This is a genomic window from Rossellomorea aquimaris TF-12 (assembly GCF_001648555.1).
Classification (GTDB): Bacteria; Bacillota; Bacilli; order Bacillales; family Bacillaceae_B; genus Rossellomorea; species Rossellomorea aquimaris.
Genome location: NZ_LQXM01000009.1, coordinates 1 through 12,977 on the forward strand (window position 1 = coordinate 1; position 12,977 = coordinate 12,977).

12 protein-coding genes are annotated in these 12,977 nt (G+C 36.4%); all 12 read left to right on the forward strand.

The features are described from left to right. The first annotated feature begins 151 nt into the window (after window positions 1–151). The gene (locus tag IQI_RS01505) at window positions 152–1,315 is read left to right on the forward strand and encodes a D-alanyl-D-alanine carboxypeptidase family protein (RefSeq protein WP_064090980.1); all 1,164 of its coding nucleotides are present in this window, start codon (window positions 152–154) and stop codon (window positions 1,313–1,315) included. Then, window positions 1,308–1,901 carry a nucleoside recognition domain-containing protein gene (locus IQI_RS01510; protein WP_064090981.1) on the forward strand — a complete coding sequence of 198 codons (594 nt, stop codon included), beginning with the start codon at window positions 1,308–1,310 and terminating at the stop codon, window positions 1,899–1,901. Before IQI_RS01505 ends, IQI_RS01510 begins: the two co-directional genes overlap by 8 nt. Then, on the forward strand, window positions 1,902–2,432 hold the full coding sequence (locus IQI_RS01515) for a spore maturation protein (protein ID WP_064090982.1): 531 nt from the start codon (window positions 1,902–1,904) through the stop codon (window positions 2,430–2,432). A gap of 124 nt (window positions 2,433–2,556) precedes the next feature. After that, complete coding sequence (locus IQI_RS01520) at window positions 2,557–3,288, forward strand: pseudouridine synthase (RefSeq protein WP_064090983.1); 732 nt, start codon at window positions 2,557–2,559, stop codon at window positions 3,286–3,288. 257 nt (window positions 3,289–3,545) lie between these two features. After that, window positions 3,546–4,076, forward strand: a complete 531-nt coding sequence (gene resA / locus IQI_RS01525; RefSeq protein ID WP_064090984.1) for a thiol-disulfide oxidoreductase ResA — start codon at window positions 3,546–3,548, stop codon at window positions 4,074–4,076. Between the two features lie 37 nt (window positions 4,077–4,113). Then, window positions 4,114–5,772: a cytochrome c biogenesis protein ResB gene (gene resB / locus IQI_RS01530; RefSeq protein ID WP_064090985.1), complete on the forward strand. Its 1,659-nt coding sequence runs from the start codon at window positions 4,114–4,116 to the stop codon at window positions 5,770–5,772. Further along, window positions 5,765–6,940 (forward strand): c-type cytochrome biogenesis protein CcsB, encoded by a 1,176-nt coding sequence (ccsB, locus tag IQI_RS01535; RefSeq protein WP_064091059.1) that lies wholly within the window; start codon window positions 5,765–5,767, stop codon window positions 6,938–6,940. The genes resB and ccsB overlap by 8 nt, the downstream gene beginning before the upstream one ends. A gap of 118 nt (window positions 6,941–7,058) precedes the next feature. Continuing rightward, window positions 7,059–7,775, forward strand: coding sequence for a response regulator transcription factor (locus tag IQI_RS01540; protein ID WP_064090986.1), 717 nt, complete (start codon window positions 7,059–7,061; stop codon window positions 7,773–7,775). Next, window positions 7,772–9,544, forward strand: coding sequence for an ATP-binding protein (locus IQI_RS01545; protein WP_064090987.1), 1,773 nt, complete (start codon window positions 7,772–7,774; stop codon window positions 9,542–9,544). Before IQI_RS01540 ends, IQI_RS01545 begins: the two co-directional genes overlap by 4 nt. 241 nt (window positions 9,545–9,785) lie before the next feature. Then, window positions 9,786–10,340 (forward strand): RNA polymerase sigma factor SigX, encoded by a 555-nt coding sequence (gene sigX / locus IQI_RS01550; RefSeq protein WP_064090988.1) that lies wholly within the window; start codon window positions 9,786–9,788, stop codon window positions 10,338–10,340. Next, window positions 10,312–11,514, forward strand: coding sequence for a hypothetical protein (locus IQI_RS01555; protein WP_064090989.1), 1,203 nt, complete (start codon window positions 10,312–10,314; stop codon window positions 11,512–11,514). The genes sigX and IQI_RS01555 overlap by 29 nt, the downstream gene beginning before the upstream one ends. 399 nt (window positions 11,515–11,913) lie before the next feature. Then, on the forward strand, window positions 11,914–12,831 hold the full coding sequence (locus tag IQI_RS01560) for a M23 family metallopeptidase (protein ID WP_082892546.1): 918 nt from the start codon (window positions 11,914–11,916) through the stop codon (window positions 12,829–12,831). The last annotated feature ends 146 nt before the right edge of the window (window positions 12,832–12,977 follow it).

Consider the following 12,977-nt stretch of genomic DNA (forward strand, 5'->3'; position numbering starts at 1 on the left):
GTTGACAGAGCCATTAAGAGACTCATGTTATAAACAACAACCTTTGCAAAAAGAACCTATATAAAAGTATGGAATGTTTTCCTTTTCAATCATAATACACCTTGTCCTGCATACACTTGTACAAATACTTATCGAAGAATTAAAGGAGTAGATGGCTGTGAATTCAAAGAGAAGGAAATTTTACATATATTATTTACTTGTGTTCACTTTGTTATTCGGTGTGGTATCAAAAGAAGTTCAAGCATCCCCTTCAGTTAGTTCAGAGCGAGCTATTCTAATGGATCAAGAAACGGGGAGAGTTCTATTTGAAAAAGACGCACATACCAAAAGCAGAATAGCGAGCATCACAAAAATAATGACAGCCATCCTTGCGATTGAGTCAGGAAAGATGGAGGAAGAAGTAACTATATCGAATAATGCAGCAGGGACTGAAGGGTCATCTCTATTTCTTAAGGCAGGAGAAAAAGTAAAATTAGAGGATTTAGTATATGGACTTATGCTACGTTCCGGGAATGATTCAGCTGTTGCTATTGCCGAATATGTAGGTGGAAGTCTTGAGGGTTTTTCTTATCTAATGAATAAAAAAGCAAGTGAAATTGGGATGAAGAATTCTCACTTTTCAAATCCTCATGGCTTGGACGACCATGAAGATCATTATTCAACGGCTTATGATATGGCTATATTGACAAGGTATTCTATGGAGAATGAATTATTTCAAAAGATATCTGGAACAAAGGTTCATACCTCTCCTAACCCGGAAGAGAAATGGGATCGAAAATGGAAAAACAAAAACAGATTGTTAACGGAGCTCTACAAACATAGTACGGGTGGAAAAACAGGGTATACAAAATTGGCGAAAAGAACTCTTGTTTCAACAGCTTCAAAGGATGGAGAGCATTTAATTGCTGTAACACTAAACGGTCCTGATGATTGGAATGATCATATCGGAATGTTTGAATATGGATTTAAACAATATGATTATAAAATTGTATTGGAAGAAGGGACAATTGATAAAATAAAAAACAGCATTTATAAAGATCATGCGTACCTCAAAAGGGAAGCAGTATTAATGTTAAAGGATGATGAAGTTGAAAACGTGAAGGTAGAATATAAAATGTTAAAACCGAAAAAAAAATGGTTGAAAAATGAGCACGTTCCAGAAGTGGTAGGGAATGCTGTAATCTATTTAGATGGTGAAAAAATAGAGACATTGCCAATCTTCTTTAAAGTAGAGAAGGAAGAAGAGGAACCAAGCTGGTGGGAATTCTGGGCCTATTCATTTCAATCTATCTTAGGGGTAGAGGGGAATGGTTAATCTAATCTGGGTAGGAATGACCTTAATTGGATTACTATTTGCCATCGTCAATGGAAGAATGGAGGAAATCAACGAGGCGATATTCAACTCAGCAAATGAAGCTGTAACACTTTGCATAGGATTAGTCAGTGTACTGGTGTTTTGGTTAGGTATTATGAGGATAGCCCAAGAGGCTGGATTATTAGATAAACTTGCCAAGTTATTTAGGCCATTTGTAAAACGGTTATTTCCTGAAGTGCCTAATGACCACCCTGCCATGGGGTATATTTTATCAAATATGATGGCGAATATGTTCGGACTTGGAAATGCCGCTACCCCTTTAGGAATAAAAGCAATGGAACAATTAAAAGAGTTGAACGGGGGAAAAGATTCAGCGAGTCGTTCGATGATTACCTTTTTAGCTATTAATACATCCAGCCTGACGATTATTCCAACGACAGTCATAGCGATTCGAATGAAATATGATTCTGCTTCTCCCACTGAAATCGTGGGACCAACTCTAATTGCCACATTATTATCAACGATCGGTGCAATTATCATAGATAGATATTTTCATTATAGGCGTTCTCGACGAGAGGTGAAGTAGATGCAGTGGATTTCAACTATTTCTTTATGGTTAATCCCAATAATGATTGGATTTATATTAGTCTATGGAACGTTTAAAAAGGTTCCTACTTACGAGGTGTTTGTAGAAGGTGGAAAAGAAGGGATTAAAATCGCTGTCTCCATTATCCCTTTTCTAATCGGGATGCTTGTAGCAATCACTGTCTTTCGAGAATCCGGTGCCTTAGAATTTTTTGTGAATCTTATTAGACCAGGATTGATCGCATTGGGTATTCCGCCTGAAATCGTTCCCTTGGCTATTATCCGACCTATTTCAGGTACTGCTGCATTAGGGATGATGAGTGATATTGTCGCTGCCTATGGACCGGATTCTTTTATTGGGAGGCTCGCATCTACTCTCCAAGGAAGTACAGATACAACTTTGTATGTTTTAACAGTTTACTTCGGAGCAGTAGGAATTCGCAAAATGGGGGATGCCTTGAAAGTAGGGTTATTAGCGGACCTTGTAGGAATTGCGGCAGCAATCATGATTGTGACAATTATGTTCTCCTAACTTCATTTGGCATAAAGAAAACGGCTATAATAGGCTGTTTTTTCTTTATGCCTTTCTATTTTGTCTGGATTATGTAATAATTCATGAAGACAAATGTATTGAAACTTAAATGAGGTGAAAGACCGTGGAACGTTTACAAAAAGTAATTGCTCATAGTGGCGTAGCTTCTAGACGTAAGGCAGAGCAATTAATAATAGAAGGTAAAGTAAAAGTAAATGGAAAAGTTATAAAGGAATTAGGAACAAAGGTTTCGAATTCAGATAAAATTGAAGTAACAGGTGTTCAAATTGAACGAGAAAACAAAGTGTATTACATGCTATACAAACCAAGAGGTGTCATTTCGGCTGTATCTGATGATAAAAACCGTCCTGTTGTAACAGAATTCTTTCCGGAAATCCAAGAGCGAATTTATCCTGTAGGACGCTTAGATTATGACACGTCAGGTATTCTAATTCTAACAAACGACGGTGAATTTGCTAACTTGCTTATGCACCCTAGTAATGAAATAGAGAAAACCTACGTAGCTAGGTTAAAGGGAATTCCTTCAAAATTTAAGATTAGAGAACTTGAAAAAGGGATCAAATTAGAGGATGGGATGACCGCTCCTGCTAAAGTTAAAATGTTAAGTATGGATAAAAAACAAGAAAAAGCGATTGTTGAAATAAGCATTCATGAAGGAAGAAACCGCCAAGTGCGTAGAATGTTTGAAGCGATTGGACATCCTGTACAGAAGCTGAAAAGAGAAAGATTTGCTTTCTTGACCTTACATGGATTAAATGCAGGAGAAGGAAGAGAATTAACTCCCCATGAAGTGAAACAACTTCGTGCCCTTGCAGAAACCGGTAACTTGAAATAAAACTTAATAGCTAAAGTGTCACACATCCTTCATATAATTTACACTATCTCTAAAGTGATAAATGGTATAATGGGAATGGAATTTTACCCCGAAAAGATGAATGGGATATTTCCTTTCTTATCATGCAGGTATGGACATAAAATACTGCAGGGACTGATCTTCTAAGAAATATCTTATGAAATCAGGCCCTTTGCTCATGTTAAGAGAGGATTTTTCCCATCTTTCTAGATCGATTTTTATTTGGGAGGCATAATGAAATGGATAAGAAGAAACGCAGATTGCTTATTCGTACGATTATTTTAATTGTACTTACTTCTGCGGTTGCATATACGTTATATGCTAACTTTACGAAGGATGAACGAGGAAAATTAAAGGTAGGAGACCAGGCACCTGATTTTGTTTTACAGGACATGGAAGGAAATGAGCATAAGTTGTCAGATTATAAAGGACAAGGTGTGTTCTTAAATTTCTGGGGGACCTGGTGCAAACCTTGTGAAAAAGAAATGCCTTATATGAATAATCAATATAAAAAATATAAGAATCAAGGTGTCCAGGTTTTAGCAATCAATGTTGGGGAATCGAATTTCCTCATTAACCGTTTTGTTTCTAAGCATAACTTAACGTTTCCCATATTAGTTGATAAAGAAGATCAAGTCCAACACGCATATGGAATTGATCCTTTACCGACGACTCTTTTAATTAACCCCGAAGGTGAAATAGAAAAAATCATTACTGGTACTATGACTGAAAATGATATAAAAGAAGACATGGAAAGCATCAAACCTTAAATGAGCGTTCGCTTAACCTGACATAAGGAGTTTTAGCATGAAAGAAATCAAATGTGAGTGTGGTCATGTAAACCCTAATGGTACAATCCTCTGTGAGTCCTGTGGACGTGCCTTAACGGAAGAAGCTCGATCAGAAAAGCTTCATGATATGCGTTACGAGGGTAGTGCAAGACGTTCTCAAACATATAATAAATCAATTATTGATAAAATATGGAACTTTTTCTCCTCTGTAAAAGTAGGGGTATGGTTAATTGTTTTGACGTTAATAGCATCGGCAGTCGGAACCATATTGCCACAAGAACAGTATATTCCGTCTGCTCAACCGGCGAGTGAATATTATAAGGACGTATACGGTTTCTTCGGTGAATTGTATTACGTTTTAGGGTTTCATGACTTATATAGCTCCTGGTGGTATTTACTTTTAATTGCTTCTATTGGAGTTTCATTAGTCATTTGTAGCTTAGACAGGGTTATTCCACTTTATCGAGCATTAAAGAATCAACGTGTATCCAGACACGAAGGGTTTTTAATGCGCCAAAGAATATTTGGAAAGACTGACATAACAGATATCGATCAACCCTTAAGTGAGATAAAGAAAAAATTAAGTGCAAAAAAATATAAAATCAGAGAAGAAAATGGGAACATCCTGGCAGAAAAAAATCGTTTCTCACGATGGGGCCCATATGTTAACCATATTGGATTAATTATCTTTCTTATCGGGGGAATGCTCCGATTTGTCCCAGGAATGTACCTGGATGAAACCGTCTGGATTCGAGAAGGGGAAACGAGAGCTGTCCCTGGAACTGATCAGGAATATTACTTAGAAAATAAAGATTTCACTTTGGAAACGTATGATAAAGATACTGATAAAGAAGTGTTTGGACAAGCAATTGACAAAGCCGGCACAATAGCGAAAAATTTTCAGTCAGATGTGATCCTTCATAAAGTCCCTGGTGAAGGCTTGCCAGGACAAACAACAGAACGAAAAAAAGTAAAGGAAGAGTCAATAAAAGTAAACCACCCACTTAAGTTTGACCATTTTGCTGTTTATCAAACAAGCTATAAATTAGATGAGTTTAAATCTATGTCATTTACTTTGGATAATAAACAATCGGGAGAAACATTTGGTGAGTTTACCATCGACTTGTTTGATCCACAAGATTCGTATACATTCGAAGATGGTTACAAAGTTGAATTAATGGGATATTATCCGGACTTCTCAGGGTTTAATGAGGCGGGAGAACCTCAAACAAAATCTCCTCTTCCGAATAACCCGGCCTTTTTAATTAAAATGTTTTCACCTGAAAAACCAGAAGGTGAAATTAGCTTTGTAGGGATTAAAAAAAATCTTGAACCTCTAGGTGAGAATCAATATAAGTTGTCATTTGCTGGAGTGGATACAAGGGATGTCTCTGCTCTAACTGTGCACAAAGATTTAACATTATGGATATTGGCAGTCGGTGGAGCCATCTTCATGATAGGGGTAATACAAGGTGCCTACTGGCATCATCGTAGAATTTGGATTAGACGCAGCGAGGGTGGAGTAATGGTCGCTGGTCATACGAATAAAAATTGGCACGGATTGAAAAATGAGATTAAATTTGTTTTAGAAGACACAGGAATAAACGAGCCTGAAGATCAACAACAAAAAGATGAAGTGGGGAGGAATGAAGATGACAACAACATCAATGGCTGAATGGAGTAGTAATCTGCTCTATATTTCTTTTATTATGTATTTAGTCGCAACGTTGTTTTTTGGAGGAAGTATTCGTCAAAAGAATACGACTGAGACAAATCAACAAAAATGGGGGTATATTGGAATTATCCTTACGATTATAGGTTTTGTTGCTCAAATTGGTTATTTTTTCTTAAGATGGGGAGCGGCAGGCCATGCACCTGTAAGTAATCTATTTGAATTTACCACCTTCTTCGGAATGATGCTTGTCGGAGCATTCATTATCATTTACTTTATGTATAAGTCGACTGTTCTTGGAGTCATTGCCTTGCCTTTCGCTTTACTGGTCATTGCGTATGCAAGTATGTTCCCTAAAGAAATCAATCCTCTTATACCAGCATTACAAAGTGATTGGTTAAAGATTCATGTAACAACAGTTTCAGCTGGAGAGGCAATATTATCAATTAGCTTTGTTGCGGGACTCATTTATTTATTGAAATCTGTTAATCATGTTAAGGGTAGCAAACAATCATTTTGGCTAGAAACAGTGATGTATGGGATGATAGTTGTATTAGGTTTTGTTGTTGCTTCAACAACATTTACCTTAACGAACTATGAAGCCCAGTTCCAATATGTAGACCAAAAAGGAGCTGAGGCAATTTCTGAGTATACATTACCAGCCATTGTCGGACCCAATGAAGGCGAATTATTAACAGGAGATGGCATGGAACCACTTGTAGAAATGCCGGCCTTAATAAATGCGAAAAAATTAAATTCGGTTATTTGGTCATTTCTTGTGGGCACAGGGATATATCTTCTCTTACGTTTAATTTTAAGAAAGCGTATTGCTGCAAAATTGCAACCATTAGTAAAAAACGTTAACTTGGATTTAATGGATGAAATTGGATATCGTTCAGTATTAATCGGTTTCCCTGTCTTTACTCTTGGTGGAATCATTTTTGCTATGATATGGGCTCAAATCGCATGGACTAGATTCTGGGGCTGGGATCCTAAAGAAGTGTGGGCTTTAATTACATTTTTATTTTATGCAGCCTTTCTTCATCTTCGTCTCTCTAAAGGATGGCATGGGGAAAAATCTGCCTGGTTAGCAGTCGTAGGTGTAGCGATTATTTTATTCAACCTAGTGGCGGTTAATTTAATCATTGCTGGTTTACATTCATATGCTTAAAGAAATATTTTAAAGAGGAGGCTGACATTCATGAGAGTAAAATTCTCTTTGAGTCAGCTTCTTTTTTCGTTTAAAATATAGGATAATATGTTTTACATAGACAAAAGGGGGATTTTTTGTGGAAGAGAATATTCGAATTCTAGTAGTAGATGATGAAGACCGTATTCGAAGACTTATAAAGATGTATCTTGAAAGAGAGAACTATGAAATTGATGAAGCGGAAAATGGAGAAGTTGCCTTAGAAATGGCACTTGAAAATAATTACGATTGTATCCTGTTAGATATTATGATGCCTGGCATGGATGGTATCGAAGTGTGTAAGAACCTTAGAGAGAAAAAATCTACCCCTGTAATCATGTTGACTGCCAAAGGGGAAGAAGTGAATAGAGTTCAAGGATTTGAAGTAGGAACGGATGATTATATCGTAAAGCCTTTTTCTCCAAGAGAAGTAGTCTTGAGAGTGAAAGCACTTTTAAGACGCTCATCAAAGGCAAGTTTAATACCAGCTGATTCTAAAGCAAAGGACCTGATTGTGTATCCTCATCTAACCATCGATAATGATGCCCATCGAGTAACGGCGGATGGAAAGGATGTTAACTTAACACCTAAAGAATACGAGCTACTCTATTTCCTTGCTAAAGCGCCAGATAAAGTGTTTGATCGTGAACATTTACTAAAAGAAGTATGGCACTATGAATTCTTCGGAGATTTAAGAACTGTTGATACGCATGTGAAACGCTTGAGAGAAAAATTAAATAAGGTTTCTGAACTAGCTGCCAAAATGATTGTAACGGTATGGGGAGTTGGGTACAAATTCGAGGTAACGAATGAATGAGGCTTTGGCGTAGTGTCGTAGGGAAGCTTTGGCTCACCATCTTACTATTGGTTTCATTTGTATTGTTTATCCTAACAATCCTTTTATTAGAGTTCTTTCAAAACTATCACGTAAATGAAGTGGAAAAAGAATTAACCAATACAGCCGAAAAAGTAGCCAGAATAATAGAAAATCATAAAGACTTAAATTTAGGAATGGAGCTTGGGAAGGAGATCATTGATGAACCAGTCAATATTATGATTTCTCTTGAACAAGATGAATCACTCTATTCAAATGATTCCTCAAGCAATCAATATAACATACGTGAGTACATACTTAATGACAAACAATTACAATCAGTAAAATCGGATGGAAAGACAGTTAAGAAAGAACTTGAATTTTCTTCAGACTTTTCGTCCAATCGTTATGAAAATATCATTATTATTGGTACTCCCTTAAAGGTTAATGAGAAGGATGGGGCTGTCTATTTATATCAATCACTCGGTGTGATTAAGGATACGACACGTCAAACAACAAAACTTATTTTGTTGGCTGCCGGAATTGCCATCATTCTCACAACCATATTTGCATTTTTCCTCTCTACAAGAATTACAGCACCACTAAGAAAAATGAGAGAAGCGGCTTTTGAAGTGGCTAAAGGAAAATTCGATACCAAAGTACCAATTTTGACAAAAGATGAAATTGGTGAGCTTGCTACTGGATTTAATCAAATGGGAAGACAACTCAAATTCCATATTAATGCGTTAAGTCAGGAAAAAGAGCAGCTTTCCAGTATCCTAAGCAGTATGGCAGATGGGGTTATCACCTTTAACCGTGATGGCACCATATTGATTACAAATCCTCCAGCGGATCGTTTTCTCCAGCATTGGTATTACGAACAAAGCGAAGCAACGGAAGAAGCCATCCCCACAACGGTGAAAGAATTACTTCAAAGTGTAGTAGTGACCGAAATGGAGCAAACGGATGAATTGAGCTTACAGGGTAGATCCTATGTTGTTATCGTCAGTCCTCTATACAACAATAACACTATTAGAGGAGCAGTGGCCGTTGTACGTGACATGACGGAGGAAAGAAGGCTGGACAAGCTTCGTAAGGACTTTATCGCGAATGTTTCCCATGAGCTTCGCACCCCCATTTCGATGCTACAAGGATACAGCGAAGCTATTGTAGATGATATCGCTGAATCAGAAGAAGAGAAAAAGGAAATAGCTCGTATCATTTATGACGAATCTTTAAGAATGGGACGCCTGGTGAATGATCTCCTTGATTTAGCGAGAATGGAAGCAGAGCAAATTACTCTTAATAAAGATGTGGTAACAGTCATGCCTTTTACAGAAAGAGTAACGAATAAATTTATCGGCTTAGCTAAGGAAAAGAAAGTAAATATTTATTTTGAAACAAATGTTGGAATTAATAGAGAAATTCTTATGGATCCTGATCGAATCGAACAAGTATTGACAAACCTTATTGATAATGCTTTACGACATACTCCTCAAGGAGGAGAGGTTACCGTTTCTTTATCCGAAAGCAATGATGGGTATCTGTTTAATGTTAAAGATACTGGTTCTGGTATACCTGATGAGGATTTACCTTTTGTATTCGAGCGCTTCTATAAAGCAGATAAGGCAAGGACTAGAGGGAAGTCAGGTACTGGTCTAGGTTTGGCGATTGCGAAGAATATTATCGACTCTCATAAAGGACATATTCAGGTTCAAAGCAAGCTTGATCAAGGAACAACCTTTACCTTTTTTCTTCCTTATCAGGCATAAATCGTGTTTTTACTACGATTCTAAAGAAAAATGATGAACTGTGACGATAAATCTTGTTACATGGGGAACAATCGTTCATTGTAAGTCAACAGATGTAACCTTAGAAGTATGAAATAGGTTAATCTGTTGACTTTTTTTATGCCATAAAGGTCTATCTTTTTTACCAAAATAATACTATATTGTTACTGTGTAACTTTTTAAACTTACATAACGACTAATATTTTGACGGGGAGGAAACCAAATGAACTCCGTTTTTGAGGAATTATACAAGAAGTATCACCAGGATGTATATCAGTTTTTGATATATATGGTTCAAAATAGGCAACAAGCTGAAGATTTAGTTCAAGAAGTGTATATCAGGGTTTTAAAATCATACAAAAATTTTGAAGGTAAGAGCTCTGAAAAAACATGGCTTTTTTCAATCGCAAAAAATGTTGCAATAGATCATTTTAGAAAACAAAAAAACTGGAAAAATCGTATTATGGAGAAATTTGATTGGAACCGAAATGATTTAAGGGATGATGAAGCCTTAATTGAAGAGATTGCCATTGCAAATGAAGATATTCGGGTATTATACCAATGTCTTAAACGTTGTTCCACGGATTATCGTATGGTGATTATTATGAGATATTTACAAGAACTTTCTATTTCAGAAACGTCAGAAGTATTAGGATGGTCTGAAAGCAAAGTGAAAACGACCCAGCATAGAGCAATAAAGTGGCTACGGATCGAAATGAACCAAATGCTGCCAAAGGAGGACCAAGACCTTGAAACAATCCGATTGGAAAGATCGTGAGATTGAAGACCTCATTAGAAAGCTCCCTAAAGTAAAAGACAATCAAAGTCCAGAGTATCTATATTCAAAAATAAAGGTGAGAAAGCAAAAAAGTTTTACCGTTTTAAGACGTTTCATACCTACATTTGCACTCATTGCAGCATTATTTATTATTGTCTTACTTTCTCCCTCCATCCTAAATCAGTCGAATGATAGTAGCTCTGGAGCAAATAAAACAGCAGATCATTCTAGTGAAGATAGAGCTGAGGAAGCAGAGATGTCTAAATCCCTTTATTCAGATGCTAAAGATACAACCTCCGCAAATGACACTCAATTAAGTATGTCAGAGGAGCAACCAGTAATGACACCTCAAGCACCCGATAGACTGTCCCTTTTTCAAGAAGACTTGACAGGGAAAGAATACTATACATTCGGTCTGATATCTAAGGATGCCATTCCCGTTCCGGTTACTGTTGTTACTAATAAAGAACCATCTTTTACTTCATTGGAACAGTTCGAAAAAATGTCTAAAAACCTACCTCAGGCTGAATGGGGCATGGATGAATACCTTCCTTTCAAAGGTGAATTTAGGGAAGGTGATAGCGAAAATGAGGTTGTATTTACTATAGCTGAAAATCATTCTTATAGTGGTAGTAGCGCAATAGAGTATGCCTTTTATCATTCGCTCCTTTATTCTTTTCGATATAAGGATGTAACGAAGATTCAAATAGTAAATAAAGATGGTAGTGTCCCTCAATTTAGTACAATGGGAGAATTGTCTACCATAGACCTGACTAATACAATACATTCTCCTTACTACCTATATACTCCTAACGGTAAAGATCGTTATCTGGTACAGGATAACATAGATAGAGGTAATGTTTCAGAAGCCATTAATGCAATGAAAAACCCTGATTCAAGTCTGTTTCAAACGGTGATTCCTGAAAACATTAACATGAGTATCACAGAATCTAATGAGTATGTAACCATTGAATTTCAAGAAGAATTAAACATGAATTCTTTAGATGCTCAATCAGCTTTGGAAATGATTGAAGGTTTACTGTTAACTGCTAAAAGTTCTGGTTATAATCAAGTTTTATTTGAAAATATTAAGGAAAAAACCTGGAATGGATTCAATTTTGAAGGACCTATTACAGCACCCGTTAGTCCAAACGTAAAAGATATTGAGGAATAATAAGTAGTAAAGCTGCCATGTGGAAAATGGCAGCTTTTTTATGTCATTCGCCACGTTTATTTGCGAAATCCACAATATATCAAGTGAATTTTAAAATAAATTTTGTAATTTCAACTATATCGAGTGAAATTTTAATTATATTTGCGAGCTATTGATTGATCGCCACATATCTATAAATCATCTCTGTCTCATAATCTTGTCATATTTATCTTAAAGTTAGGCAAACTAGTGAAAGGAAAATTATCTCAAACTCATATTATGGGGAGTTTGTACATATAATGGAAAGTGCAGAGTGTCTTACTCTGAAAACGGTATTTGTATCAGAGATGATAGGTGTACAAGCCGTATTAATTTTAACTTTACAGTCTTTGATTAGCAAAAAGAATAAGGAGGACAAGCATGATTTTAGATTATGTTAGAAGGATAATTATTGTTATAGTATTGGCCTTATGCATTAGTGTGATTTTTCTTGCGGGAAAAGAAGCAAAAGCAGAAGAGAATAGACAGGCGATTGATACAACAGGGTGGACATTTCCAGTTGAGGGGATTATTACAGACGCTTACGGGACTAGGGCAGGTACACATAAAGGGGTGGATATTGGGGGTGAGATTGGTACCCCCGTGTATTCTGTTGATAAAGGAAGGGTAATCAAGTCGTATTACTCACCTAGCTATGGAAATGTGGTGTTTGTTAGACATGACAACGGATATGAAACGGTCTATGCTCATCTTGAGAAAAGGTTAGTAGAAGTTGATCAAGACATTGATCAAGGGGAACAAATTGGACTTCTAGGAAATACAGGAAGGTCCACGGGTGCCCATCTTCATTTTGAAGTACATAATGGTGAATGGACAATTGAAAAAGAGCATGCATTTGATCCTTTTCTTATATATGGATATGGTGAAATTGGCCAATTGGTTTTTGCCAATACAACCGATCCTTATCAAACAGTGGTTGTTTCTGGAGATATTCATGAACATAAAAAATTAAGTGTGGATACGTTGGAAATTGAGCAGGTTGAACAAATTCATACAGTCAGTAAAGCAGAAACTTTATGGGCTATTTCGGAAAATTATCATGTAGCTGTTGAAGACCTAATGAAAAGAAATGAATTGAATAATACAATCGTAATCGAAAACCAAAAGTTGATTATTCCTAAAAAATCAAATTCAGATTACATTGTTAAAAAAGGTGACACACTATATTCCATTGCAAAGGCACATAGCTTAGAAATATCTACTTTACTGGAATGGAATGGGCTGGAATTGGATAAGCCTATTTTCCCTCAACAAGTGTTGAAGCTCCAAGGGGGATAAGAGTTTAAGGTGATTGATTCATTAGGTTAATATAATATTTAGCTCGAATTCAAAACATTTTTCTTCACATAATGATTCTCCTTATGTATAATGAAAATGTATAAAAAAATAATGATTCATCTTCGGGGCAGGGTGAAATTCCCTAC

What these genes read in the sequence shown, in the direction of transcription:
- IQI_RS01505 (WP_064090980.1), top strand. Translation starts at nt 152, where the DNA reads ATGGCTGTGAATTCAAAGAGAAGGAAATTTTACATATATTATTTACTT.
- IQI_RS01510 (WP_064090981.1), top strand. Translation starts at nt 1,308, where the DNA reads ATGGTTAATCTAATCTGGGTAGGAATGACCTTAATTGGATTACTATTT.
- IQI_RS01515 (WP_064090982.1), top strand. Translation starts at nt 1,902, where the DNA reads ATGCAGTGGATTTCAACTATTTCTTTATGGTTAATCCCAATAATGATT.
- resA (WP_064090984.1), top strand. Translation starts at nt 3,546, where the DNA reads ATGGATAAGAAGAAACGCAGATTGCTTATTCGTACGATTATTTTAATT.
- resB (WP_064090985.1), top strand. Translation starts at nt 4,114, where the DNA reads ATGAAAGAAATCAAATGTGAGTGTGGTCATGTAAACCCTAATGGTACA.
- ccsB (WP_064091059.1), top strand. Translation starts at nt 5,765, where the DNA reads ATGGCTGAATGGAGTAGTAATCTGCTCTATATTTCTTTTATTATGTAT.
- IQI_RS01545 (WP_064090987.1), top strand. Translation starts at nt 7,772, where the DNA reads ATGAGGCTTTGGCGTAGTGTCGTAGGGAAGCTTTGGCTCACCATCTTA.
- sigX (WP_064090988.1), top strand. Translation starts at nt 9,786, where the DNA reads ATGAACTCCGTTTTTGAGGAATTATACAAGAAGTATCACCAGGATGTA.
- IQI_RS01560 (WP_082892546.1), top strand. Translation starts at nt 11,914, where the DNA reads ATGATTTTAGATTATGTTAGAAGGATAATTATTGTTATAGTATTGGCC.